At 58.1% G+C, this 25,329-nt stretch carries 29 protein-coding genes; 7 read left to right on the top strand and 22 right to left on the bottom strand.

Annotation, left to right across the window (positions count from 1 at the left end; translation table 11 throughout):
* Positions 1–3 precede the first annotated feature (3 nt).
* From LAT62_RS03790 to LAT62_RS03780, 3 genes are all read right to left on the bottom strand, one after another.
* On the bottom strand, positions 4–2,187 hold the full coding sequence (locus LAT62_RS03790) for a hybrid sensor histidine kinase/response regulator (RefSeq protein WP_293379209.1): 2,184 nt from the start codon (positions 2,185–2,187) through the stop codon (positions 4–6).
* Positions 2,188–2,375: 188 nt separating this feature from the next.
* Entirely contained in the window at positions 2,376–3,302 is a 927-nt protein-coding gene (locus tag LAT62_RS03785) for an FAD-binding protein (protein WP_293379207.1), read from the bottom strand.
* A gap of 2 nt (positions 3,303–3,304) precedes the next feature.
* Positions 3,305–4,060, bottom strand: coding sequence for an electron transfer flavoprotein subunit beta/FixA family protein (locus LAT62_RS03780; RefSeq protein ID WP_293379204.1), 756 nt, complete (start codon positions 4,058–4,060; stop codon positions 3,305–3,307).
* Positions 4,061–4,261: 201 nt separating this feature from the next.
* Between LAT62_RS03780 and LAT62_RS03775 the strand changes: the two genes are divergently transcribed.
* On the top strand, positions 4,262–5,938 hold the full coding sequence (locus tag LAT62_RS03775; protein WP_293379201.1) for an electron transfer flavoprotein-ubiquinone oxidoreductase: 1,677 nt from the start codon (positions 4,262–4,264) through the stop codon (positions 5,936–5,938).
* Positions 5,939–5,961: 23 nt separating this feature from the next.
* On the opposite strand, the gene LAT62_RS03770 is transcribed toward LAT62_RS03775, so the two are convergent.
* The 14 genes from LAT62_RS03770 to LAT62_RS03705 all read right to left on the bottom strand — a co-directional run bounded on the left by LAT62_RS03770 (position 5,962) and on the right by LAT62_RS03705 (position 16,220).
* Complete coding sequence (locus LAT62_RS03770; protein WP_293379198.1) at positions 5,962–6,498, bottom strand: DUF1285 domain-containing protein; 537 nt, start codon at positions 6,496–6,498, stop codon at positions 5,962–5,964.
* Entirely contained in the window at positions 6,485–7,093 is a 609-nt protein-coding gene (locus tag LAT62_RS03765) for a TetR/AcrR family transcriptional regulator (protein WP_293379195.1), read from the bottom strand. The genes LAT62_RS03770 and LAT62_RS03765 overlap by 14 nt, the downstream gene beginning before the upstream one ends.
* 11 nt (positions 7,094–7,104) lie before the next feature.
* Positions 7,105–7,443: a PilZ domain-containing protein gene (locus LAT62_RS03760; protein ID WP_293379192.1), complete on the bottom strand. Its 339-nt coding sequence runs from the start codon at positions 7,441–7,443 to the stop codon at positions 7,105–7,107.
* Positions 7,444–7,446: 3 nt separating this feature from the next.
* A complete protein-coding gene (holB, locus tag LAT62_RS03755) occupies positions 7,447–8,442 on the bottom strand; it encodes a DNA polymerase III subunit delta' (RefSeq protein WP_293379189.1) in 996 nt (331 codons plus the stop codon).
* Positions 8,439–9,068: a dTMP kinase gene (gene tmk / locus LAT62_RS03750; RefSeq protein WP_293379186.1), complete on the bottom strand. Its 630-nt coding sequence runs from the start codon at positions 9,066–9,068 to the stop codon at positions 8,439–8,441. Before tmk ends, holB begins: the two co-directional genes overlap by 4 nt.
* Positions 9,068–10,117 carry an endolytic transglycosylase MltG gene (gene mltG, locus LAT62_RS03745; RefSeq protein WP_293379183.1) on the bottom strand — a complete coding sequence of 350 codons (1,050 nt, stop codon included), beginning with the start codon at positions 10,115–10,117 and terminating at the stop codon, positions 9,068–9,070. Before mltG ends, tmk begins: the two co-directional genes overlap by 1 nt.
* Positions 10,114–10,929: an aminotransferase class IV gene (locus LAT62_RS03740; protein WP_293379180.1), complete on the bottom strand. Its 816-nt coding sequence runs from the start codon at positions 10,927–10,929 to the stop codon at positions 10,114–10,116. The genes mltG and LAT62_RS03740 overlap by 4 nt, the downstream gene beginning before the upstream one ends.
* Complete coding sequence (gene fabF, locus LAT62_RS03735; RefSeq protein ID WP_293379177.1) at positions 10,922–12,166, bottom strand: beta-ketoacyl-ACP synthase II; 1,245 nt, start codon at positions 12,164–12,166, stop codon at positions 10,922–10,924. The genes LAT62_RS03740 and fabF overlap by 8 nt, the downstream gene beginning before the upstream one ends.
* 101 nt (positions 12,167–12,267) lie before the next feature.
* Positions 12,268–12,504 carry an acyl carrier protein gene (acpP, locus tag LAT62_RS03730; protein ID WP_135481442.1) on the bottom strand — a complete coding sequence of 79 codons (237 nt, stop codon included), beginning with the start codon at positions 12,502–12,504 and terminating at the stop codon, positions 12,268–12,270.
* A gap of 114 nt (positions 12,505–12,618) precedes the next feature.
* On the bottom strand, positions 12,619–13,359 hold the full coding sequence (gene fabG, locus LAT62_RS03725) for a 3-oxoacyl-ACP reductase FabG (protein WP_293379171.1): 741 nt from the start codon (positions 13,357–13,359) through the stop codon (positions 12,619–12,621).
* 26 nt (positions 13,360–13,385) lie between these two features.
* Complete coding sequence (fabD, locus tag LAT62_RS03720) at positions 13,386–14,321, bottom strand: ACP S-malonyltransferase (protein WP_293379168.1); 936 nt, start codon at positions 14,319–14,321, stop codon at positions 13,386–13,388.
* 141 nt (positions 14,322–14,462) lie between these two features.
* The gene (locus LAT62_RS03715) at positions 14,463–15,467 is read right to left on the bottom strand and encodes a hypothetical protein (protein ID WP_293379165.1); all 1,005 of its coding nucleotides are present in this window, start codon (positions 15,465–15,467) and stop codon (positions 14,463–14,465) included.
* 22 nt (positions 15,468–15,489) lie between these two features.
* Positions 15,490–15,669 (bottom strand): 50S ribosomal protein L32, encoded by a 180-nt coding sequence (gene rpmF, locus LAT62_RS03710; RefSeq protein WP_135481435.1) that lies wholly within the window; start codon positions 15,667–15,669, stop codon positions 15,490–15,492.
* 5 nt (positions 15,670–15,674) lie between these two features.
* Positions 15,675–16,220 (bottom strand): YceD family protein, encoded by a 546-nt coding sequence (locus LAT62_RS03705; protein WP_293379156.1) that lies wholly within the window; start codon positions 16,218–16,220, stop codon positions 15,675–15,677.
* Positions 16,221–16,275: 55 nt separating this feature from the next.
* Here LAT62_RS03705 and LAT62_RS03700 point away from each other — a divergent pair, with 55 nt between their 5' ends.
* Positions 16,276–16,854 (top strand): Maf family nucleotide pyrophosphatase, encoded by a 579-nt coding sequence (locus LAT62_RS03700; protein WP_293379153.1) that lies wholly within the window; start codon positions 16,276–16,278, stop codon positions 16,852–16,854.
* Between the two features lie 28 nt (positions 16,855–16,882).
* Here LAT62_RS03700 and LAT62_RS03695 read toward each other — a convergent pair whose 3' ends face one another.
* The 4 genes from LAT62_RS03695 to LAT62_RS03680 form a co-directional block, all read right to left on the bottom strand.
* Entirely contained in the window at positions 16,883–17,575 is a 693-nt protein-coding gene (locus LAT62_RS03695) for an aspartate/glutamate racemase family protein (RefSeq protein WP_293379150.1), read from the bottom strand.
* A 21-nt stretch (positions 17,576–17,596) separates the two neighbouring features.
* Complete coding sequence (locus LAT62_RS03690; RefSeq protein WP_293379147.1) at positions 17,597–18,220, bottom strand: DUF938 domain-containing protein; 624 nt, start codon at positions 18,218–18,220, stop codon at positions 17,597–17,599.
* A 72-nt stretch (positions 18,221–18,292) separates the two neighbouring features.
* A complete protein-coding gene (locus tag LAT62_RS03685) occupies positions 18,293–20,416 on the bottom strand; it encodes a hypothetical protein (RefSeq protein ID WP_293379144.1) in 2,124 nt (707 codons plus the stop codon).
* A 53-nt stretch (positions 20,417–20,469) separates the two neighbouring features.
* Positions 20,470–21,117, bottom strand: a complete 648-nt coding sequence (locus tag LAT62_RS03680) for a response regulator transcription factor (protein ID WP_293379141.1) — start codon at positions 21,115–21,117, stop codon at positions 20,470–20,472.
* Between the two features lie 211 nt (positions 21,118–21,328).
* Between LAT62_RS03680 and LAT62_RS03675 the strand changes: the two genes are divergently transcribed.
* From LAT62_RS03675 to LAT62_RS03665, 3 genes are all read left to right on the top strand, one after another.
* Positions 21,329–21,871: a DUF2058 domain-containing protein gene (locus LAT62_RS03675; protein WP_293379138.1), complete on the top strand. Its 543-nt coding sequence runs from the start codon at positions 21,329–21,331 to the stop codon at positions 21,869–21,871.
* A gap of 47 nt (positions 21,872–21,918) precedes the next feature.
* Positions 21,919–23,319: a hypothetical protein gene (locus LAT62_RS03670; protein WP_293379135.1), complete on the top strand. Its 1,401-nt coding sequence runs from the start codon at positions 21,919–21,921 to the stop codon at positions 23,317–23,319.
* Positions 23,320–23,462: 143 nt separating this feature from the next.
* On the top strand, positions 23,463–23,699 hold the full coding sequence (locus tag LAT62_RS03665) for a DUF5062 family protein (RefSeq protein WP_293379133.1): 237 nt from the start codon (positions 23,463–23,465) through the stop codon (positions 23,697–23,699).
* 4 nt (positions 23,700–23,703) lie between these two features.
* Here LAT62_RS03665 and LAT62_RS03660 read toward each other — a convergent pair whose 3' ends face one another.
* The gene (locus tag LAT62_RS03660; protein WP_293379130.1) at positions 23,704–24,186 is read right to left on the bottom strand and encodes a DUF3291 domain-containing protein; all 483 of its coding nucleotides are present in this window, start codon (positions 24,184–24,186) and stop codon (positions 23,704–23,706) included.
* 261 nt (positions 24,187–24,447) lie between these two features.
* On the opposite strand from LAT62_RS03660, the gene LAT62_RS03655 reads away from it, so the two are divergent.
* Both LAT62_RS03655 and LAT62_RS03650 read left to right on the top strand, forming a co-directional pair.
* The gene (locus LAT62_RS03655) at positions 24,448–24,813 is read left to right on the top strand and encodes a hypothetical protein (RefSeq protein WP_293379127.1); all 366 of its coding nucleotides are present in this window, start codon (positions 24,448–24,450) and stop codon (positions 24,811–24,813) included.
* Positions 24,814–24,839: 26 nt separating this feature from the next.
* Positions 24,840–25,244 (top strand): phage holin family protein, encoded by a 405-nt coding sequence (locus LAT62_RS03650; RefSeq protein ID WP_293379124.1) that lies wholly within the window; start codon positions 24,840–24,842, stop codon positions 25,242–25,244.
* The last annotated feature ends 85 nt before the right edge of the window (positions 25,245–25,329 follow it).

Genomic DNA, 25,329 nt, shown 5'->3' with positions numbered 1-25,329 from the left:
AGATTACACCAGATGGCGTTGCAAAGTCTCGGCCACCTGGGCCAGGTTGAGTGGTTTCTCCAGTATATCGTCCATTCCGGCAGCCATGCAGTTGCGCTCAAGAGCCGGAGATCTGGAAGTGGTGATACCCAGGATAACCACGGCATCACCGCCCTCGTCGCGCTCATCGTTACGCAACAGGGCGACCGCTTCATGACCTGACATATCGGACAACTCCTGGTCGACCCAGATCATGTCAAAGCTGTCTTTCCGGTAACGCTCTCGGGCAGCCTTGCCCGAGTCCACCACCACAACCTCGACACCCAGCCGCTGCAGGATCTTGCGCGCCACCATGGCGTTGACCTGATTTTCCTCGACGACCAGCACGCGCAGACCCGCCAGACGCTTGCTCAGCTCATCGACATTCTCTTCTTCCTGCCGATCAATGGGTTTGCGCAGCAACCAGCGGTGCAGGGTGCGACGCGGAATGGGCTTGCTCAGCATCTGCTCGGAGTCAAACCATTCAGACAACAGCGTCTGCTGGGCGGCCGTGACCATCAGCATGGGGCGCAGGCTCTCGTTCTTCTGACACACACCGGAGATACCCTGCAACACTTCAAGCTGAGAGCCACCCAGCACTACAGGTACATTGACCAGCCAGTAATCCGGAATTGCGTTTGACGAGGTGTCTGGTATCGCCGACTCATCAAGCGCTCGCTGTTCAACCGCCATGCCCCAGCTTTCAAGTTCCGCAGCGACAGCGAGCCCACCGTATTCGGGAAACCCGGTAAGCAATGCCGTTTTGCCGTGGAAGTGACGACTGGCCTGAAAAACGCGACCACTCTGAGTCGAGGACTCCAGCGGCAGATTAATATTGACCTGATATCTGTAGGGCGGTTCTGTGTCCAGTATATTCAGCCTTAGCGTGCCCCCATGCTGGCGCACCAAGCTTGAAGTGATCACCAAGCTCAGCATGGTAACATCGATATGGCCGAGAGACTCGAAGCCGCGCTCGCTGCGCAGCAGTGTGTGCATGTCTTCGAGCGCCTGCTCTTCAATATCCGCCTGAAAACGCACGGAGATATCGATCCCGTCGCCTTCACTGGCGTCCTGGACTTTAATACTGACTTCGGGCCCGCTGGACAAGCTTACGGCAAAGGTCGTCAACTGCTTGAACAGTGTGGTGACCTGCCGCGGACTGCCGACCACCCGCTCCGGCACATCCGGCTTCAGGGTATAGCTGAGTTCCACCTCACGGCCATGCGCAACAGGACCGAGCGTCTCCATGACCGACTCCAGGTGGCGAGCCACATTGAAGACTTTTTTTTCTTCACTCAGGAAATGTCCGCGAACCCGCAAGTAGGTGTCGAAATCATCCACCAGCTCTGCCAGTGAATGCGCGCTTTGCGATGCCACCTCGACCAGTTTGCTCTCTTCCTGGCGCAATTTAGCCGTCGATAAAAGACTCAGCATGCCCAGTACACCGTTGAGCGGCGTCTTGATCATGGTGGTCAGGTTAGCCATGAAGCGCTCGCTGTCATCGGCGCGCAGTGAGGCCTGATGCTCGGAGGCGCTGGCCTTGCCCAATTCGTATTCCAGCCGTTGGCGGTTTTCCTGAGATTCCCAGAACTGACGACTGACACGCAGACCGGTACTGCGCATAAAGGCATAAAACAGCAGCACGGCAAGGCCCAGCGTGGTGTATTGCAATTCGAATTGCAGAATGCCGGCAATACCCGGTGGTATCAGCATGATCCGGATATACCAGTCAGCCATTTTCGGATAGGGGGCGAAAATATAGATATGGGTGGCGCAAACGGCTGCGGTGTAGATCCAGACAAAGGTCATGGTGCCTTCATAGCCCGGCAGCACGATGGTCAGTGTCAGATAAGCAGACCACAGGCCGGCGCCCAGGAGCGTGACCAGACCATAGCTGTTGCGCCAACGCGCCGGCCCCCGACCATAGAAATGCTCAAACTGAAGCAGATACAACAGACGCCAGACAGCAACCAGCAGCAGCGTAAGACCAATACCATAACTCTGTACCGGCGTCAGGGCATCGAAGCCCACCAGCCATTCCACATAGAGGAACACCAAGAAGTGTCCGAAGACACTGATTCTGCCCTGCCGGGAGATGGTGTTGTCCACATGGCGCAGGATGCTGCGCTTCTTCTGGATGCTGTTGTCCGGCAAGCGGCCCCATTGCATGCGATTTCAAGTCCTTGGGTGGATTCCATGGGAAGGGCGTAGCATACCGCAGGGCGGGGTCAGGATGAACCATTGTAGTGTCCCGAGTGGTTAATTCGGGACACTACAAGAAGGCGCCAGCCGCCCGGCGGGGGCATTGAAAAGGCCCGGGTCTGGCTGACGCCTCTCGCTGTAAGGACAAAAAGCTTTTAAAGGGCCTTCTCAAGTTCAGGCAGAACATCAAAAAGATCACCTACCAGGCCATAATCCGCCACTTGGAAAATCGGCGCTTCTTCGTCCTTGTTGATGGCCACGATGAACTTGCTGTCTTTCATCCCGGCAAGGTGCTGGATCTGACCGGAAATGCCCACGGCAATATACAGCTCCGGCGCGACCACTTTACCGGTCTGCCCAACCTGCATGTCATTGGGGACAAAGCCCGCATCAACCGCTGCTCTGGACGCACCAATAGCCGCATTCAGCTTGTCGGCAATACCGTCCAGCAACTTGAAGTTGTCACCATTGCCCATACCGCGACCACCGGAAATCACTACCTTGGCAGAGGTCAGTTCCGGCCGGTCCGACTGCGCCAGTTCTTCGCCCACAAACTCGGACAGGGTCTGGTCAGAGACCACATCGACGGGAACAACGTCACAGGCACCCTGCTCGCCTGCGGCATCAAACGCAGTGCCACGGACGGTGATGACCTTTTTCGCCTCGTCAACTCTGACACGGGCAATGGCATTGCCGGCGTAGATAGGCCGGGAAAATTCATCGGCACCGTGCACTTCAATAATGTCGGAGACCTGCTCCACATCCAGCAGCGCAGCAACGCGCGGCATGAAGTTCTTGCCGGTCGTGCTGGCCAGACTAATGATGTGTTCATAGTCGCCAGCGAGTTGAACCACGAGATCAGCCAGTGGTTCAGCCAGCGCGTGTGCATAGGCAGCATTGTCGGCGACACGGACCTGAGTAACGCCTGCCAGCTTGGCGGCTGACTGTGCCACTTCGGATACATTCTCTCCGGCAACCAGAACATGAATGTCACCACCCATCGCCTGGGCCGCGGTCACCGCATGTGCAGTGCCTTCGGACAGTTCGCCCTGGTGATGGTCCGCAATCAACAGAATACTCATGATCAGATCACCTTCGCTTCGGATTTCAGTTTCTCGACCAGTTCATCGACACTGGCCACCTTGCCACCACCCTTGCGCTCTGGTGGCGGTGTGACTTTCAACGTGGTCACGCCGGTTTTCAGGGTAATGCCCAGGTCCTCCAGAGACTTCTTGTCCAGCGGCTTGCGCTTGGCCTTCATTATGTCCGGCAGCTTGGCAAACCGCGGCTCGTTCAGTCGCAGGTCCGAGGTCACCACGGCCGGCAGGCTGAGGCGAATGGTTTCCAGGCCGCCATCTACTTCGCGGGTGACCGAGACCTTGCCATCGGCAATAGCTACCTTTGAGGCAAAGGTGCCTTGCGGCAGACCCGTCAGTGCAGCGAGCATCTGCCCGGTCTGGTTGTTGTCACTGTCGATGGACTGCTTGCCGAGGATGATCAGCTCGGGCTTTTCTTCACTGACGACGGCCTGCAGGGTCTTGGCCACCTGCAGCGATGTCAGCTTCTCGTCATCTCCGGTAGTGACCAGAATACCCCGGTCCGCACCCAGAGCCAGGGCCTGTCGGAGTTGCTCTTCCGACTTGGCGGGCCCAATGGAAACCACCACGACTTCCGAGGCGATGCCCTGCTCTTTCAGGCGCACGGCTTCTTCAACCGCAATCTCGCAAAATGGATTCATGGCCATTTTCACATTGGCCAGATCAACGTCAGTTTCATCGGGCTTGACCCGGACCTTGACGTTGTAGTCGATGACGCGCTTTACAGCGACCAGAACTTTCATAAGCAGGCTCTCTGTTTATTCAATACTGCGCATAGTTTATGCGGTGCAATGATTCGATGAAATGACGTTTATGGCAAAGTCATGACATTCGGGTGCCCGTATCATGAGACTTTCGCTGCGCAAATTCAAACACTCGTTTGAATTATTGAGGACGCAGGTTATAGTAGCGCACATTCTCGACGCATTAGGGGTTCAGAGGTTATGTCAAACGAGACCCAGGAAGAAGCAATAGAACGCGAATCCATGGAATTCGATGTGGTTATTGTCGGTGCCGGCCCATCTGGTCTGAGTGCCGCCATCCGACTGAAGCAGTTGGCCGCAGAAAAGGAGCAGGAGCTCAATGTCTGCATCCTGGAAAAGGGATCGGAAGTCGGCGCGCATATTCTCTCTGGTGCCGTGTTCGAGCCGACTGCCCTGAACGAACTGATTCCCGACTGGAAAGACAAGGGCGCGCCTCTGGACACCCCCGTTGCTGGCGACGATATTATGCTGCTGCGCAATGCGCAGTCAGCCATCAAGGTGCCCAACTTTCTCGCCCCCAAAACAATGCACAACGACGGGAACTATATTGTGTCCCTGGGCAATGTATGCCGCTGGCTGGCCGAGCAGGCTGAAGCGCTGGGCGTGGAAGTATTTCCCGGCTTTGCCGCTCAGGCGCCCTTGCTGGAAGACGGCAAGGTGGTGGGTGTGCTGACCGGTGACATGGGGCTTGGCGCCGACGGGAAGGCCAAGGACAGCTATATGCCGGGCATGGAGCTCCGGGCACCGATTACCCTGTTTGCCGAGGGCGCACGCGGCCATATCGGCAAGCAACTGATTCGCGAATTCAAGTTGGATGACGGGTGTGACCCGCAACACTACGGGCTTGGCATCAAGGAGCTCTGGGACATCCCGGAAGCCCAGCAACAGCCTGGCAAGGTGGTGCATGCCACCGGCTGGCCGCTGCGTGAGCACGGTGCCAATGGCGGCGCCTTCCTCTACCACCTGCAGAACGGGCAGGTAGTGCTGGGGCTTATCACCGACCTGAACTATGAAAACCCGCATCTGTCGCCGTTTGAAGAGTTTCAGCGCATGAAACACCATCCCGCCATTACCGCCATCCTGAAAGACGGCAAGCGGGTATCCTACGGGGCGCGTGCGATTGCCAAAGGGGGCATCCAGTCGCTGCCCAGAATGAACTTCCCGGGCGGTCTGCTGATCGGCTGTGATGCCGGTACGCTCAACTTTGCCAAGATCAAGGGCAGCCACACGGCCATGAAATCCGGCATGGTGGCGGCAGAGGTGATCTGGGAGAAGGCCTCAAAAGGCCAGATGGATGCTGGGGCAGTGCTGCCCTATGATGAGGCTTTCCGTGACTCTTGGGCCTGGAGAGAACTGTATCAACAGCGCAACTTCGGCCCGGCCATGCACCGCTTCGGTAATATTATCGGGGCGGCCTACGCCTTTATTGATCTCAATATCTTCGGCGGCCGCCTGCCCTGGACCTGGCGTGACCCGGTGGCTGATCACGAGAGCCTGAAATCGGCCGCGCAACAACCTGCCATCACTTACCCGAAACCGGACAATACCTTGAGTTTTGATCGGCTGTCGTCGGTGTTCCTGTCCAACACCAATCATGAAGAAGACCAGCCGGTCCATCTGCAACTGAAGGATCCGAGCCTGCCGACCGGCAAGCACTGGGATGAATACCTTGAACCGGCGCAGCGATATTGCCCGGCCGGGGTCTATGAAGTGGTGGAAGAAGGCGGCGAGAAGCGATTCCAGATCAATGCGCAGAACTGTGTGCACTGTAAAACCTGTGACATCAAGGACCCCAGCCAGAATATCAACTGGGTAGCACCAGAAGGCGGCGGCGGCCCCAACTACCCGAACATGTAGGGGTGGCCCAGGGGCGGCGGCGTCTACAGCTCTCCCAAAGGCCAGGCCTGACCGGCGGCGCGCCAGACGAGCACCCCTTCAGGGGTGCTTTCTCCAGCGTACGCCGCTTCGTTGACCAGATGGTAGTAGAGGTTTCTGGTCAGACGGGCACCCAGATCCTGTTCAAGTGGCACCCAGGGCCGGCTGGCGCCGCTGACGTCAGTTCTAAGGGTCCAAGGCGTCTGCAATACCGCGCGCTCCCCGACATTGGTGAGTACCTCTACCCCGTCTTCGCGGGTCTGTGCATCGGTCACCACGAACGGCGCGTCTTCTACTTCGATTTGCATCTTTTCTGCCGGTGTTTTCAGCCAGTAGGTGTCGTCTTCACAGATCAGCACGCTGGCCAGCAGCCGCACCAGACCTGCCCGGCGAATCGGGTCGCCTTCATGCCACCACTGCCCTTCCCGGTCAATCCGGATATCGACGGTGCCGACAATGCCCGGCTGCCACAAATGTGTGGGCGCTCTGCGAAAGGGCGCATCAGGGGCCGGCTCACGACCCAGAGCATCAAGATTGAGCATGTCCCGTCATCCTCCGTGCACAGTCCCGGGCCAGCCATTTGGCAAACTGCCGTCGCCCACCGGACAAACCGGAGAACTCCGGATCCCGATACAGGCGCAGCCAGCCCTCCCAGTAACACCAGATGCCGGCGACGACCTGCCGACTTTCTGCAGGCGGGCAGCCTGCCACCCGATGGGTAACCGTGACCATGCGATCGAGCACCGTCGAACGCAGGGCCTGCCAGTGATGGTAGCGGCGCAGATCCGGCGGTGAGGCGCGCAGCCGCGTTTCCATCTGCTGCAGAGCGGCCAGTTTGTCAGGATATTGGAAAAGGCTGCGAAAGAAGTGATACCAGGCGTCTTCATCGGCCAGATTCGACAGCTTGTCCAGCCCATCGAGTCGCCAGCGCTCTTCCTCCAGCAACAATCCGCTCCAGACATCCTCGCGCCCGGAAAAATACTGATAGAAGGTTGCCTTGCTGACGCCCGCTGATTTGAAGACCTGGGTGGCGGTGACCGACTCGGGAGTAGACCGTATCATCAGATTGAGCGCCGCGTTCAGCAGCGTCATTTCGGGTGCCGGGAGATCCGGGTTGTGGTAGACCGCAGTGCGCATGGCCGTGCGCTCTAAAGTGTATGAGTCGGACGATCAGAATTCATGGCACCGGCCAGTTGGGTTTCAATTCTGTCCTTGGCCAGTTCACTCTTGGCGCCGAATTGTACGCCTATACCGGAGGCTCGATTGCCCTGGGCGCCACGTGGTGTTATCCAGATTACCTTGCCGGTGATCGGTATCTTTTCCGGCTCATCCATCAGGTTGAGCAACAGAAACACTTCATCGCCCAGCTTGAACTTCTTGTTGGTGGCAATGAACAGACCCCCACCGGATACCCAGGGCATATAGGCTGCATAGAGAACGGCCTTGTCTTTCATGGTCAGTTGCAGAATACCACTACCCGGGCCCATGCCTTACTCCTGTTGCGCGCGCTTCATTATTTTCGGAATGCTAAGCCAGAACTGCTCCAACAGCAATTGCCAGTTCAGATTGTTGCCGGAGGCTACCTGCTCACGCAAGGCCTCGGCGTCATCATGGATTTGCATCCAGAGAGCGGGCTGCGGATATCGGGCAACCAGTGCCTGCAGTTGCGCCACCTGGTCCCGGTTGCGCACCCGACCCGTGTCGCCCGTCTGCACCAGGGTGGCCAGATCTGCCAGCCAGGGCCGCCAGATGTCCAGTACGACCTTAGGTTCCTGACGAGACAGCGTTTCCGGGCCCTGCAGGTCACGACGCGGTTTCTCGAGTTGACCCAGCAATTGGTTGAGACAAGTCTCACGCAGCTCAAGATAACTGTCATCCGCCATCTCCAGCGCGCGGCAGGGTTGCTGGTCTGACAGTGCCAGTGCAAGCTCGGCTTGCTCCGCTGTCAGCCCCTGCCCCTGCAACCAGGCCAGCCCTTCCTGTGCTGCCGGCACCGGGCAGCGGAACCATTGCAAGCGACTGCGAATGGTCGGTAACAACTGAGCCGGTTCCTCGGTCTGCAGAACAAGATAGGTCCCGGCGGGGGGCTCTTCAAGTACCTTGAGCAGGGCGTTGGCCGCCGCCATGTTCAGCCGGTCGGCAGACTTCAGTACTACCACCTTGTTGTGGCTGTGCTGGGGCCGACCCTGGCTGAAACCGACCAGTTCGCGCACCATGTCTACCTTGATCTGCTGGCCCTTGCCTTCCGGCGACAGCGTCAGGCTGTCTGCATGATTACCGGCCAGACGCAGCTCGCAACTATGACAGGTGCCACAGGGCGCCTGCTCAGCGTGTTGACAGAGCAGCACGGCTTCCAACCATTGTACAAATCGGTCGACACCCAGGCCGGCGCCCCCGCTCAGCAGCAGACCGTGCGGCAACCGTTGCTGCCGATACTGCTGGCGCAACTGCGCGCCGGCGTCTTCCAACCAGGGCAGCCCAATCATGCGCGCAGCAACTCCAGACGACTCGCGATATCCACCTGCACATCCTGCAGAGGCTTTGAGGCATCCACCACCTGGTAACGCCCTGGTGCTGCGGCAGCTCGATCGAGATAGATCTCCCTGGCCCGATGGAAGAAGTCGACTTTTTCCTGTTCGAACCGGTCCAGGCCACCCCGCGCCCGGGCGCGGGTCAGGCCGACTTCGGGCGGGGCATCCAGCAGAAAGGTGCAGTCCGGACGCAGGTCGCCCTGCACCAGTTTCTCGAGCGTCGCAATACTCTCCAGCGGCAGGCCACGCCCGGCGCCCTGATAGGCATAGGTGGCATCGGTAAAGCGGTCACACAGCACCCAGGTACCCGCTTCCAGAGCGGGTGCGATCAGGGTATTCAAATGCTGCGCCCGGGCCGCGAAAATCAGCATCAATTCACACCAGGGGTCTACCCCTTCTTCTCGCGGTGCCAGCAACACGTCGCGCAGTTCTTCCGCCAACGGTGTGCCGCCTGGCTCCCGGGTCAGCAGGTACGGGATACCCTGACCCTGAAGCCAGTCCCTGACAAAGCCCAGATTGGTGGTTTTGCCCACACCCTCCAGGCCTTCCAGAGTAATGAAGCGGCCGCGCTGCTGCCCCATCAGCTTCCCCCCTCCGGCAGAGTGGCTGGAGGAGAACTGCGATAGTCTTCACGGCGTTGCAACTGGTAGCGCCGCACGGCGGCATTGTGCTCCACCAGGGTGTCGGAGAAGTGATGAGTGCCGTCACCGCGTGCCACAAAATACAGTGTCGAGCCGTCTGCCGGATGCAGGGCCGCATTGATCGAGTCACGTCCGGGCATGGCAATGGGCGTTGGCGGCATTCCGTCTATACGGTAGGTGTTCCAGGGCGTCCAGGTGTCAAGGTCGCTGCGCCGGATGCGCCCGTCATAATCTTCGCCCATACCATAGATCACCGTCGGGTCGGTCTGCAGACGCATGCTCCGGTTTATGCGTCGGGTAAAGACACCGGAAATATCATGACGCTCCCAGGGTGCGCCCGTTTCCCGCTCGATAATGGAAGCGAGGATCAAGGCTTCATAGGGCGAATTCACTGCGGCATTGTCGCTGCGCTGTTCCCACTCTTCTTCCAGTATGCGCGCCATGCGGTCGCGAGCCTGGCGCAGGATGCTGATGTCACTGTCACCACGACCATAACTGTAGGTATCGGGATAGAGCCAGCCCTCGGGATGTTCTTCGGAGAGTTCCAGCAGCGTGGCCACTTCTTCATCGCTCAAGTCCGGCAACTGGTGGTCAATGTTATCCACGCCGGCCAGCGCCTCGCGCCACTGGCGGAAATGCCAGCCTTCGATAAAGGTAATCCGGTGCTGCACCGTTCTGCCACTGGCCAGCAAAGCCAGCAGATCGGGCAGAGGCAAATCAGCCGGAATGGCATATTCGCCGGCCCTGATACTGGTCTGTTCGGTCAGTCTCGCCCAGTAGTAGAGAAAGTCGGCATGCGGGTAGATACCCTCATTGGCCAGCATCCGCGTCGCGGCACGAAAAGAGGTGCCGCGTGGGATCTCGAGGATCTGCTCCTGCGCATTCTGCGTGGGTGTTTCATACAGCGAATACAGCCAGCCACCGGCGATTGCCAGAGAAATAACCAGCAGCAGAAAAATACCGGCGATAAAGCCCTTGATCCATTTCATGAAAGTAATTGCCTGATGGCTTGAAGTGTTGTCGTCAGTTGTGGCAGCGCCAGATTGTAGCGGCTTCCGGCGAATTCGTTAACCACCTGTGCCCCAAGGGCATTGAGAACCAGGGCTGCATCGGCGCGTTGCAGTGCTGCCGGAGGTAAATCACCCTGAATGACCGGCCACCCTTGCACTCGGGCGAAGTCCAGCAACCAGTTCAGCAGTGTTCCCTGCACGCCGTGCCGTTCCAGCGACGGCGCACAGAGCTGACCATGGCGCCAGAACACGAGATTGCCGCTCAGCCCTTCACGCAGATAGCCATCCCGATCGCAGCGGATCTGGGCGGCTCCATCCCGGTCTGCAGCCACGACCTGGTCAACCCGACTGGTGTGTTTGACCGCCGGCCCGGGGTTTTCAACAATCGGCTGCTCGGCGAGCGCCAACCTTTTCAGTGTTCTTACCGGCTCCGGCACTGTCGTGGACCACTGCCACAGCGTGACCGGAATTCCCGGGTGGGACGCATAACCCCGCTCAAGCTGCTGGTGTGACCACTGGAAGCGCACGCTGGCCGGCTGTTTCGGCAAGTCGGCTTCAATGCGCACTGCCAACTCGGAGCGAAAGCTGCTGATAACCTGCCCCGAGTCATAGCCCAGCCAATCAGCACCGCGTTTAAGTCGGGCCTCATGGAAAGACAGCAGTGGGAAGCGCTCGCCATTCCAGCGCAGTGTTTCAAACAACCCCTGACCCAGCAACTCCGCCCGGCTGATGATACCGGGCTGTTCCGGGTGTCCATCAATCAGGCGAAGGCTGGCCCGATGTTCAGTCATTCAGTTTACTGAACACCAGAGTACCGTTGGTACCGCCAAAGCCAAAGGAATTGGTCATGGCATGCTGAATCGGCATATCACGGGCGCTGCCCCGGATATAGTCGAGATCACAGCCTTCGTCGGGATTTTCCAGGTTAATGGTAGGCGGTGCTACCTGATCACGAATGGCCAGAATGGCGAAAATGGCTTCCACGGCCCCGGCGGCACCCAGCAGGTGACCAATCATCGACTTGGTCGAACTCATGCGAATCTGCTTGTAGTCAGCCCCGTAGAGAGACTTGGCCGCCTGACTTTCTGCCTTGTCCCCATTGGGCGTAGACGTACCATGCGCATTGATATAGTCAATATCGGTGGCATTCAGCTTCGCGTCCTGAATGGCATTCAGCATGGAGGCCGCAGCACCGGCGCCGTTTTCGGGCGGCGACGTCATGTGATAGGCATCGCCACTCATGCCGAACCCGGTAAGTTCTGCATAAATATGGGCACCACGGGCTTTCGCCTGCTCATACTCTTCCAGAACCACAACCCCCGCCCCATCGGCCAGAACAAACCCGTCGCGGTCCCTGTCCCAGGGCCGACTGGCGCCTTGCGGGTCGTCATTGCGCGCTGACAGGGCACGGGCCGCCGAGAATCCGCCGATGCCCAGCGGTGTGGACGCATATTCCGCACCACCGGCTACCATGGCATCCGCATCACCATAAGCGATGGTACGCGCAGCATAGCCAATCGAGTGGCTGCCGGTTGTACAGGCCGTGGTAATGGCGATATTGGGGCCTTTCAATCCGTAGCGAATGGAAAAGTTGCCCGCGATCATGTTGATGATGGCGGCGGGAATGAAAAAGGGCGATATCCGTCGCGGACCTGATTTCTCCAGCACCGTGTGGTTCTTCTCGATGGTTTCCAACCCACCGATGCCTGAACCAATGGAACAGCCTATACGACCAGCGTTTTCTTCAGTGACCTGCAAACCGGAATCTTCCATGGCCTGCACCGCCGCGGCGATGCCGTACTGGATGAACATGTCCATCTTCTTGGAATCTTTCCGGTCGATATAGTCACTGGCTTCAAAGCCGGATACCCGGCCGCAGAAGCGTGTACTGAATGTACTGGCATCAAAGTGGTCTATCGGTGTGATGCCACTCTTGCCCGCCAGAATGCCATCCCATGTATCCTTCACATTGCCACCCAGCGGAGACAGCATCCCCAGCCCGGTAACTACCACACGACGTCGAGACATAACTGTATCGTCCCCTCACTCAAGTCTTCGCCAGAAAAAAGAAAAGCCGTACTGTGGTTTCACAATACGGCTTTCAGAAACCCATTTAACGGATCAACAGATCACTGCAGGTGAGCATTGATGTAATCAATGGCGTCCTGAACAGAGGTGAGCTTCTCGGCTTCTTCATCAGGAATCTCGGTTTCGAATTCCTCTTCCAGAGCCATTACCAGCTCAACAGTGTCCAGTGAGTCAGCGCCCAGGTCGTCAACGAAGGAAGCCTGAGGTGTAACATCTTCCTCTTTGGCGCCCAGTTGCTCGCAGACGATCTTCTTTACGCGCTCTTCAACAGTACTCATTATAATGCTCCCTAACAATTTTTAAGCACCTAAACAGGCGCTAGTGTATTAAAAGCCGCGACATCCCCGCAAGTCAAAAAACACTTGCGGAAATTTCACGACTGTTCAGCTCATTCACATGTACATGCCGCCATTGACGTGCAGGGTCTCCCCAGTCACGTATGAGGCATCATCGCTGGCCAGAAATGCAATGGCTTTGGCGACTTCTTCCGCCTGCCCCAGACGCCCCAGTGGCACCTGACCCAGAATCTTGTCCCGATGTTCTTCCGACAGCTCATCTGTCATGTCCGTCTGGATGAACCCGGGTGCCACAGCATTGACGGTAATGTTGCGTGATGCAACCTCTCTGGCCAATGACCGTGTAAAGCCTTCCAGTCCCGCCTTGGAGGCACCATAGTTCACTTGGCCCGCATTGCCCATGGAGCCGATAACCGAGCTCACATTGATAATGCGGCCCCAGCGCGCCTTGGTCATGCCCTTGATGCAGGCTTTGACCACCCGAAAAGCGGAACTCAGGTTGGTATTGATCACGGCATCCCATTCTTCCTCTTTCATGCGCAGAAAGAGATTGTCCTTGGTAATCCCGGCATTGTTCACGATCACCAACGGATCACCGAGATCAGCCTTGATCTGACCCAGGGCAGCACTGATGCTGTCGCCATCGGTCACATTCATGTTGTAACCCTTGCCGGAAACGCCCGCATCCTGCAGATAGGCGGAAATGCGCTCGGCGCCTCCGTCAGACGTTGCGGTACCGGCGACCACAAAACCCCTTTCGGCCAGCTGAAGCGCAATGGCCTTGCCGATTCCCCGGCTGGCGCCCGTGACCAGGGCTACCTTTTTCGTCTCAGTCATGTGCTGCTTTCCTTTTGTTCATTCGTTTATTCGGCCGACAGCGCCTCGGCAAACGAGGCCGGCTGCTCAAGCGGAGTAACGCTCATTTCACGATCAATACGCTTCACCAGGCCTGCCAGCACCTTGCCGGGGCCACATTCATACGCGGTATCGACGCCGTCCGCCGCCAGGTTCTGTACGGTCTTGACCCACTGTACCGGCCGATAGAGTTGCTCGACCAGATTGGTGCGCAGAATATCCACCTGAGTATAGGCCCGGGCGTCAACATTCTGCACAATCGGAATCTGCGCTGTATGCAGATCAATACTGGCCAGTTCGGCGGCCAGACTTTCTGCGGCCGGTTTCATCAGTACACAATGGCTCGGTGCACTGACGGCCAGCGGCAAAGCGCGCTTGGCCCCCAATTCCTTCGCGGCGGCCATACCCTTGTCCACACCGGCCTTGCTGCCCGCGATAACCACCTGTCCCGGCGCATTGAAATTGACGGCTTCGCAGACATCACTGCCTGCGGCGGAGCAGGCTTCGAGAACCTGTTCGTCGCTCAGACCGATGATGGCCGCCATGGCGCCCTCACCGGCCGGTACGGCAGACTGCATGAATTGCCCGCGCTTTTCCACCAGCCGCACTGCATCAGCGAACTCGAGGACACCGGCGGCCACCAGCGCACTGTATTCGCCCAGGCTGTGTCCGGCCAGGTAGTCCGGCGTGGCACCCTGCCGGTCTGTCCAGAGGCGCCACAAGGCCACGCTGGCCGTCAGGATCGCCGGCTGTGTGCGCTCGGTGGCATTCAGTCGGTCTTCGGGGCCATTGCTGACCAGATCCAGCAGATCATAGCCCAGTGCTTCGGAAGCCTCGTTGAATGTGGCGGCCACCAGTGCTTCATTGGCAATGCTCTCGGCCAGCATGCCCACTGACTGTGAGCCCTGTCCGGGGAATAGAAAAGCGCGCTTGCTGTCTGACATGATGCTTGCGTTCTCTTGGTTACGGATTCGTTCAATGGGCGCCATTATGGTAGCCGGGGCACCGGTTGCCAAGTTTGCGGCAGCAAAAGACTTTCAACGCGCCGAAAACAATGCCGGAATGAAGGTCTGCCCTCTGTTCGGTCACCCACTGCTGCCTGGTTTTAATAGTTGTTCCGGCACACCGCTTCGTACCTGTTGTCGAGCCTGCTCAAGGGCCTGGCCAAAAGCCTCTATGCCCGCACTGCCGTGGCTCTTCACCACCCAGCCACGAACACCCAGCAAGGGTGCTCCGTTATGGGCTTCCGGGCTCAGCGCCCGCAAGCGACGTCGATACAGGGCGCTCATCAGCAAGCCCAGCAGTCGACCATGCCAGTGTTCGGTCAGCACCTCGGTCAGGCGCTGCCGGGCAAAATCAACGCTGGCTTCCATGGATTTCAGCATGATATTGCCACTGAAGCCGTCCGTCACCACCAGGTCAACCTGATGCGCAAACAGATGCGCCGGCTCGACGTACCCACGATAGTCCAGACGGTCGTCCACTGCCAGTGCCCTGGCAACCGCACCCAGGCGCTGTCGGGCCTTGCTGTCTTCAGTGCCGATATTGAGCAGACCCACGCGTGGCTTCTGGCGATACTGCCGCGCCTGCAGATACTCGTGCCCAATCTGCGCCAAACGGATCAGATCATCCGGCCGCGGGGCAACCGAGGCACCGGCATCCAGCACCAAAACCTGACCGGTCAGCGCCGGCAACCAGGCGCCCAGTGCCGGCCGACGAATGCCCGGCTGCAGGCCAAGCACCTGACGGCAGCGTAACAGCAGGGTTCGGGTATCCGCCGCTGAAACCACGGCATCAGAGCGCCCCTGCTGATGCTCGCGCAGCAGTCGATGCAAGGCATCATCCGAGGCCGGTTCAGCCAGCAGTTGGCGCAGGGAAAGTGCAGAAGCGGGGTAATGCCGACCATGCTGCCATTGCAGCCTCGGAGTATCGGCATGCGACTCGATGGCCTGCCAGGCCTTGTTCTCGGCGGTATCGCCGAACAGAGTCACATGAACGTCTGAATGACGCTCGAGGAAAGCAAGTACCGCGGGGATAATCACGGCGGGACCCTGGTCACCACCGTGAATATCCACCGCCAACCGGATCAAGGGTTAATGGCCCTGACCTGGATTACTCGTCGCCCTTGTCGACCACTTTACGGCCGCGATAGAAACCATCGGGGCTGACGTGGTGACGAAGGTGCTTTTCACCAGTTACGGAATCTTCAGACAGCGTGGCAGTGCCAAGCGCGTCATGAGACCGACGATTGCCGCGGCGGGCACGCGTCTTTTTGTTCTGCTGAACAGCCATGGGTGTTACTCCTGTTTTTTCCGGCCATTTTTCAAGTTGGCCAGCACACTGAACGGATTGGGTTTCTCTGGCGACTCCGAGGCGGCAGTTTCTGCCGTCTCGGCATCACCGAAAGACGTTTTTATCCGACACTCCCCTTCCGGGTGCATCGGAAATGGCGGCAAGGCCAGAAGCATGGTGTCTTCCAGCAGTTCGGCGAGGGGTATATCCTCACCCGGCGCCACCAGCCAGGGCTCATACTTCTTCGGTACAGAAGTAAGCTGCGCTTCCTCTGTGACCATCATCAGCACAAACCGGGTCTCCATGGCCTGCGTCATGGGGCCAAGGCAACGCTCGCAGGTCATCTGAACCTGCGCACTCACCTTGCCTTCAACCAGGCGGTCCCCTTCATCACTGCGATAGAAGCGTGCCTCTACCTGAACAGCGTCCAGGCCCAACACGGCAGCACTGACACGCGGCAGCAGATGAGGCCGAACAGCCCCTTCAAGAACACCCTCACGATCCGCCAACCGGTAGGGTGCAATAAACTCGGGGAGCTGCGGGTTCGTCATAGGCGCGGTATGATATGCGCGCGTCCTGCCCCTGTCAAAACGAATTGGTGTTTTTATGCAACTTGTCCTGGCTTCAACCTCACCCTATCGCAAGGCGCTTCTGGAGCGCCTGCATCTGGATTTCATCACGGCTCGCCCCGATGCCGACGAAACACCGCTTGGCGGAGAGTCACCGGAAGAGCTGGCCGGTCGGCTGGCGGCACTGAAGGCGCAAAGTCTGCAGGCGGATTATCCGGACAGCCTGATCATCGGCAGTGACCAGGTGTCGACATTGGATGACCTGACCCCGGTCGGCAAGCCTGGGACGGAAGAACGGGCGTTCGAGCAGCTCAGAGCGGCCAGCGGCAGGATAGTGCTGTTTTATACCGGCCTGTGCGTGCTGAACACACGAACCGGCGATGCGGAAAACCTGGTGGATCGTTACGAAATCCAGTTTCGTGACCTGACGGACGAAGAAATCAGGGCCTATATAAGGAAGGAACAGCCACTGGACTGTGCCGGCAGCTTCAAGTCTGAGGGCCTGGGCAGCGCTCTGTTCGCCCGGCATCAGGGCGCCGATCCGACCAGCCTGATCGGCCTGCCGCTGATTGCACTTTGCGAGTGTCTGCGCCGACAAGGCCTGCAAATACCCTGAGCCGCTCTGCGGAATAATTAAATCAGGCCTATGACTGGAGCGCGTGTTCTATCGCTTGCAGGCAGTGAATCTCCGTCGTGTCATACAGAGGTATCGATGTGTCAGCCTGTGCGATCAACATGCCGATTTCGGTGCAACCCAGAATCACGCCTTGAGCACCCCGGGCAGCCAGGGCATCGACAATGTCCAGGTACTGCTGCCGGGAGGCTGGTTCAACGCGACCCTGACACAGTTCCTGGTAGATGATGCGGTGTATTGTTTCTCGCTGCGTGTCATCCGGGATCAACACTTCAATCCCGACCTGCTCCAGCCGTTCTCGATAGAAGGCCTGCTCCATGGTAAAGCGGGTTCCAAGCAGGCCGACACGGCTGATGCCATCGCTCTTGAGCGCCATCGCCGTGGCATCTGCCAGATGCAGCAGTGGTATACCAATCCCCTCGGCGATCTCCGGCGCCACCTTGTGCATGGTGTTGGTACCGATCAGCAGAAAATCGGCACCGGCAGCCTCGAGGGATTGCGCCGCCCTGACCAGTATGTCCGCCGTTCCGGCCCAGTCACCCTGATGCTGCAGCCGCTCAATTTCACCAAAATCAACGCTGTAGAGTACCAACTTCGCGGAGTGCAACCCGCCAAGTCGGGCTTTGACGGATTCATTCAGCAGTCGATAATAGATCTGGGTTGATTCCCAGCTCATGCCGCCCAGCAGGCCAATGGTTTTCATGTCAAAGTCCTTCTCTGCAATTTACGAATTCAGCCGCCAGACCAGCGTTCGGTTGTTGGCCGGCATGGCATGATAAGCCTCCAGTTCAAACCCGCTCCTTTCCGCAAGTGGCAGGAGTTCGTCCATGTCTCGAATGCCCATACCCGGGTCCTGCTGGCGCAGATGCTGATCAAACCGGTGATTGCTGTCACTGGTATGTTCGCCATGATAGCGAAACGGACCATAGAGACAGAAGGCGCCACCAGGCACCAGACATTTTGCCAGCCCCCGAAACATGGCCTCGACGGCAGGCCAATGCATGATGTGGGCGGTGTTGGCAGAAAAAGCGGCCTCAGCCTGCCACGCCGACCAGTTGGTTGACAGCACATCCAGCACTTTGGGTTCCAGCAGGTTCTCCACGCCGGCGGATAGGGCCTCTTCAACCCACAGACGACAGCCCGGCAGGTAATGCGCCTGATCCGTCGGCTGCCACTGCAGCCATCGCATATTGGACGCAAACCAGGCTGCATGCTGACCGGTTCCGGCGCCTATTTCGAGAATCAAAGAGTCGTGATTACCGGGTTGGGGCAACACCTGCTGCAACACCTTCAGAATGGGTCGCTTGTTGTTCTCGCAGGCCTGAGAAAAAGGCTTTTCAGAGCTCATATTGACGAGGGTCCTTGGGCTTGTCCGCTCTGTTATACCGCATGTCCGGGCGCCAATGCCACGTGTCCTGTTCTACTCGGAATCCAGGGACAAGGTAGCTTTCAAACAGGCTGTGCCGGCTTGCACTTCGAAATCCAGAGCACCGCCCAATTCCCTGGCCCGAGTGGTCATGTTGTTCAGGCCGCGGCCGCGCAATATCTTCTGTTGCCCCTGATGATGAGTCACACCATCGTTGCGGATGCTCAGTACCAGTGTGCTGTTGTTGAGGATCATCTGGACCTTGAGATAGCCAGGGCTGGCATGCTTCTGGGCGTTGGATATGCCTTCTGCGAGAATACGCTGGATGTTGATGGCTTGCCGGGTGGTCAGAAGCCTGTTCTGGCAGTCGACAGACTGCTCCCAGATCAACTCGATACCTGTGCTCTCGAGGCGCTGCTCAAGCATCAGCTTCCACTCTTCAAGGCAATCAGACAGTACAACGTCGGCCTCCGGATCCATGGCCTGCATGGCCTCGCGCAACCCTTGCAAGGCATTGCGTGCCAACTGCTCGTATCGTTCGGAAGGTGCCTGGCGAAGCAGCGTCAACAGGTGGCCCCCAACGTCATCATGCAAATCCCTGACAATACGACTGCGCTCCGTCCTGACGGCTTCAATCTCTGCATCGTGCACTGTCAGTATGCGTCGGGTAATCTGCCAGAGACTCCTCGCGTATCCCACGTCATGGGCCGAGAACAGTCGCCGGCCACGTTCAGGATACGTCAAAACCAACGCGCCCTGCCCATGCAGCACGGGCACCTCAAGTTCCGCGCCATTGCCTTGAATTCGTATATCATCAACCGCGTGCCCGAGTTGCTCGATGCCTGCCGGTGAGAATTGCTCGGTCAGCATATGCTGCCAATGTTCGTTGACATCGCGACTGGGCAGCGCGCGGGTTGCGGCCTCAACCTGCTCCACCAGCCGTCGTTGATCAACAGCCAACCCACTGCCAAAACGGCGCAGGCCCCACTGCCGAAGCGGAAAATAGAGCCACCCTACTGATACCACCGCCACACCCAATGCCATCACAGGCTGCAGGTTCAACCAGGCCACCAGTACAAGGTCAACCGCAACCACACCAAGACCACCCAGAAACCATCCCCATATCCTGAGCCACCAGATCTGCACATCAAACAATCGGTACCGGACAATGCCGAACGCAAAGCCGACATAGAGAAGGCTGGCAATCCCGACCATGACCCATTGCGGCATAAGTGCCTCACCGGCCAGCGCTATGGGGATAAAATAAATCGCCAGCCCCAGACCCATACCGATAAGAATGGACAACAGAATCCACTTGAGTACCGCCCTGTCCAGCGGTTCATCACGCGACAGCCGCCACTGAGCGGCGGCGATCAGCACGCCGACGAGGTAAAGTATGAAGATTGGCAGGTAGTGCGTATGAAGTGGCCACTCCATCCATTGTTGCGATGCATTCAGTTGGTAGGCTGTTGCCAGTGCAATCATGACTGCAATGGATCCTCGCTTGGCCAGGCACCTCGGGTAATGCAACATCAGGGCCAAGAGAGAGAAAAGAAACACAGTCAGCCCAATCTGATTCAATTGAGAGAACAGGCGCAGCGTCTCCATGGGCAAAGCGAGTTCGCGTGCGAGATAGAGGCTGTTGAAAACAGTCGCCATCATGAAACCGGCACCAGAGACGACCAAAAGTCGTGCGGCCATAGCGGAGGGCCTTACTGCAACGACAGCCAGGCTTAAGTTCCAGGCAATCATTCCGAAGACATTGAACAGCCAGAAATCCAATGGCAAAGCATAGGCAGGTCGATTATGTGTCAACGGCAGCGTCACCCGGCCACCTTCCGCCAGAATCAGTGTGACGGCCCCTCCCCGCAGAAACTCAGCAACATCTCCTTCCTGATGAAGATAACGGTTGTAGTCTGTAAAAGTCGGCAGACTGGGCGGTTCAAGCAAGGGCTGAAACCCATACAGGGTTTTCTCCGCACCTGTAGCAGGGTCGCTCAAACCGGCCACTGCCGTATTACGCGGCAGCACCTCGCGCAGTGCGCGATGAGTTGACTCTATGACCGGCATGTTGCGCTGCTGATCAAACCCGAACGTCACGCCCATCCAGGGTTGGCTCAGTGCACTGAATACCGCACCGCCCAAAATGAGCAGGGAGAATACCAATCCAGCAACCATAATCGGGATCGGCGCTGCGACCGGCATAGATCGTTCAGGCAGCAGACGACGGATCACGACTCATGGTGCTCGCTGGACACCAAGCCGAGTTTGACTGCCTGCATGGTGGCCTCTGCCCGGCCGGAGACATTCAGTTTGCGATAGATGGACTTGATGTGGCTGGCTGCGGTATTGACTGATACCTGCAGCAGCTCAGCTATTTCACTGCGTCCGAATCCCTTGACCAACAGCAGCAGAACCTCTTCCTCTCGCTCGGAGAGTGGTGTCTGTACGGGCACTCTTTCCTGCTGGAAATGGCGCAATATCCGCCGCGCAATGGCAGGACTCAGAGGGGGTCGCCCTGACAGAATACCGCTGAGACTCTCTACCATGGCACTCTTGGGCTGATCTTTTAGCAAGTAACCACTGGCGCCGGCGCGCAATGCATTGAACAGGTGGCGGTCATCGTCAAATATCGTGGTCACGACCAGCAAGGTTTCCGGACATTGGCTTTGCAGATGCACCACTATATCCAGTCCGTTGCCGTCAGGCAGACTGAGATCAATCAGGGCCAGTGATGGCGTATGCTCTGACAACAGCAGGTAAGTCTGCTCCAGAGTGCCGGCTTCATGCACGACAGGCTCGTCAAATGCTTCCTCGACTATAGTGCGCAGCCAGTCTCTGGTTTCAAGATGATCTTCTACTATAAGAACTCGGCGCATCCCTTACCTATTCTCGCTTTTTCGATCTTTCCACTATGGCGCCTGCAATCCCTGTTGGCAATCACCAGACTGGGTGAGAGACGGGCTAACCCTGTCAACACGAGGCTCGGCAATCCTCTGCTTCAGGTCTATTCGGTTTCAGAGTGCTTGAGACAACCGGCCTCCGTTGCGTACACTTCATCACATAAACTCAATAGAGGACATTGCGGGCATGGCCAAGTCACTGGCAGATCAACTGAAAAGCGCCGGGTTGGTAGATGACAAGAAAGCCAAGCAGATTCAGCAAGAAAAGCGAAAGCAGAAAAAGCAGCAGTTCAAGGGTCAGGCGGCAGAGGACGATACCCGGGCCCGCCTGCAAAAACAGAAGCAGGAAAAGGCCGAGCGCGATCGCCAGTTGAACCAGGAACGCCGTGCTGCCGAGGATGCTCGCGCCATGCAGGCTCAGGCTGCACAGATGCTGCAGCATAATCGCCAGCCGGTCGACGGTGAAGTACGTTTCAACTTTACCGATCCGCGGATCAACAAGATCAAACGGCTCTATGTGACCAGCGAGATTCAGGATCAACTGGCCAAGGGCCGCCTGGCGATTTGTGCCGACGGTGACCAGTACGTAGTCGTGCCGAAAGCCATTGCGGAAAAGGTGGCTGAGCGCTTCCCGGAAGCCCTGATCTCCCTCGCAGACCCCAAAGCCAATGAAGTGGACGAGGACGACCCTTACAAGGACTTCCCGATTCCCGACGACCTGATGTGGTAAGCCGACCCGGTGCAAAAGTGGGCTTCACCAGTTTCAATAACCGTGTCATGAAGAGCAGAACCCTGCCACTGGTGGTACTGGCGCTCATCTTCTTCGGCACATTGCTGTACCAGTTGGCTGATGTAACCCTGGGGCTCTGGTTGGCGAGCCCGGCTATCCTGGTATTCCTGCTCCTGCGCTGGCACGCCATCTCCAACTCGCCCCGCATCCTGATCGGCCTGGCTGTCGCCAGCGCCCTCTCCCTGCCCTGGCTGGATGACTGGCAGGCTGTCCTCTGGGAAGCTTTTGACCGGGCCGGGTATTTTGCAACCTTCCTGATAGCACTGACTTTTCTCCGCCTGGCTGCCCAGCAATCCCCTATGATCCGGCAATGCGGAGAATGGGCCGTCATCCAGCCCCCTCTCAGGCGTTATGGCATGCTGAGCTATGCAACTGCCCTGTTCGGTACCATCCTCAACTTCGGTGTACTGCACCTGCTGGGCCTGATGGTAGTGCGTGGAAATACGCTGGCCGGTGCCTGGGGGCAGGAAACAATACAGCGTCTGCGGCAAAAACGGATGAGCCAGGCTATGTTGCGGGGTTTCGCTGCACTGCCTCTGGCGTCGCCTTTTTCAGTCACTTTGATAGTGCTGCTCACCATGATTCCCGACCTGCGCTGGCAGGCCATTCTGCCCATCGGCATAGTCACGGCCGTTCTCCTTATCCTGATCGGCTGGCTGGAGGACTTTGTCCGACATCGCCACATTCACCCACCCGGTCCGCGCCGGAAACCCCCTGCCGATGCGTGGAAGTCAGCCGTACATCTGGTTATCCTGATCATGTCTCTGGTCGGGGCGGCACTGGTTGTCGAGTCGAGCACTGATCTCTCCTTGCCACTGTCGGTGCTGATCCTGGCTCCCCCGTTCAGTCTGGGCTGGTTTGTATGGCAAGGCCGTAGGGCTGGCTGGGTATCAGCACCGCGACTGACCATGCGACGCCTGCGCAAGACCGTGCCCGGTCAGGTAGTACCCTTGAGTGGTGAAGTCGGCCTGTTGGCGGCAGCGGGATTTCTGGGCTCCGTTGCCACAGCCATGATCAATGTTGATCAGGTCGTCTGGTTGCTGACTTTACTGCACCTGCAGGGGCTACCGCTGCTGATTGCCGCCATGGTGCTGACGATTCTGCTGGGCCAGATCGGTTTCAATCCCATTGTCTCGGTGACGCTGCTGGCCGCAGCTCTGCAACCCGTTGAACTGTTTGGACTGACACAGGAACTGCTGGCTCTCGGGCTGATGTCGGCCTGGTGCCTGACGGTCAACTCCTCGCCTTTCACCATCTCCGTTGCCGTGACTGCCCGCCTGTCGGGGGTAACGCCACGCTATCTGGCTTACCATTGGAACGGCCCCTACCTGCTGATCTGCCTGCTGTTTCTCAGCGTCTGGCTGTATGCCCTGAGCTGGATCTATTGACGACTGCCCCAAACGCATGCTTGCCTGAGTGCGAGCCAACTTGGCCGAAGGTGGTCTTGGGGTGAACCAGCTTCTTTATCTTGCATCCCGCCCGGGATCCTGCTGAACTTGCAACCATGGCGTCAGCACCCGGAGCCCGCGCGATGAAGAAGATCGAGAACGAAAAGGAAATGACCAAAAAGGCACTGGCTCTGGGCATGGTTTATGCCGAAGAGCGCGGAGCAGCGGAATTCGAGCCCACTGATTCAGCGGCCGAGCGCTATCTGTTCATCTATCGGCTGCTGGTGAGAGACGGTCTGATTCAGCCATTGCCTGAAGACCAGGTATCGCAAAAATCCATTCAGCACAAACTGGCTATTTGGGCGTCGAGACAACCCTGAGCAGCTATTTTGACCCTGCTTGCTCTGTCGTTTCAGCCCGCACTCCCGGGGCAGGAAATGGCGTCTTGAAAGTAAACGCCTGCGCCGTCGGGCCTGCCTCGCGCAGCAACGATAACCTTTCTCCAGCCTCTTCAATCGTCGGCAAATGGCCTGCCTTCACCCACCAGAGCGCCATGTGGCTCTCGCGCATGGTGGAAAACCATTCCTTCTTGCGTCGCAGAATCTCCACGTGGGCACTGCGGTACACATAATCGTGCAGTGCGTCTACCGAGGTCCATACCGACAAATTCACAATATGATCATTGCCAAAGTAGTCAATGTCGGTGGCATCACCAGCGTCTGTCTGCAAGCGCCAGACAAACCCTGGAGACCGCTCGGCAAGCGCATTGATGCGCTCGAGGTTGGCGACAAAGTCGGCCAATGGGGGAGAGTCGATGGGGGCCAGCAAACGGGAAATATTCAATTGGGCCAGATGGTATTGCGACATCAGATTCTCCCTGCTTCAAGTGACGGCGGCGTTGCCGGTATTTCCAGACAAAAAACCTCCTGTTTCTGTCACGGACAACTTACCGTATCTGCTGATCTGATCAAGCAGAAAATATTCCCTCGGTTATGCGGCCCACCGCACCAACCCGCTCGAAACAGTCTGCCATTCTCTTGTTTCATTCCGATGATGGTCTGATTTAGGCCATACCATCACGGACCTTTAGACCCGCATATCAGGCTGTTGATCAGCCAGGAATCAACCATGACCAGTGAAGACCAAACCCCCACAAACGGTTCCAGTCCAGCAGCCGGTGACGCGACGCTAAGAACCAAGGATCGTCTTGCCAAAACCGCTCACTCAGGCATTGATTCGGCTTCCGAGGCTGTTCACCCCACAGTCGACAAGGCTGCGGCCGGTGCCCATCGCGCAGTAGAGGGCGCGGACGAATTGGCGGACTATGCTGTTGATGCACTGGAAAGAGCAGGCGTCAAGGGCGACGAGATGATCACCGCCAGCACCAGCTATATGCGCGAGCACCCGCTCGTCACCCTGGGCCTTGCAGTAACCACGGGCTATGTATTGAGCCGCCTGCTGGCTTCGCGTCCGGATAACCGTCCCGACCGATGAGTACCCAGGATGAGTCTCCTGGAACCATGGCTGGGGCCGAGGCCCCATCCACTTCCGGGTTACTGAACAAGGGCATGAGTGGATTGCTCAATGAGTTTCGTTCGTTGGCGCATGACCACCTCGAGCTGGCCGCGCTGGAAACACGTCTCTCGGTCTACACCCTGCTCCGAATGGTCGTTGTGTCCAGCCTGACCGCCCTCGTGCTCGTCAGTGCCTGGCTGGCTCTGGCCGGATCGGCAGCAATGGGTCTGATCGGCAACGGCCTTGATCCGGCTCTGGCGTTGCTGTTTGTTGCTGTGGCCAATCTGTTGCTTGCCGTAATGTGCTGGTTATGGATCAGACGCATGAGTCAATCTCTTGGATGGCCCGCCACACAGCGCGCGATCAAACCAGTGGATACCCCCGAAGAAGTAAAGCGAGGTGCTGAATGATATTTGGAGGCAGTTCTGCCAACCGCCCTCGGGCTTTGCGGGCGCAGATTGATGCAGTAGAGCGCAGAATCAACCAACGACATAG

This window comes from Natronospirillum sp., from assembly GCF_022565775.1.
Classification (GTDB): Bacteria; Pseudomonadota; Gammaproteobacteria; order Pseudomonadales; family Natronospirillaceae; genus Natronospirillum.
The sequence above is the reverse complement of the archived record's forward strand: the minus strand, read 5'-3'. Positions and strand labels throughout refer to the sequence as shown.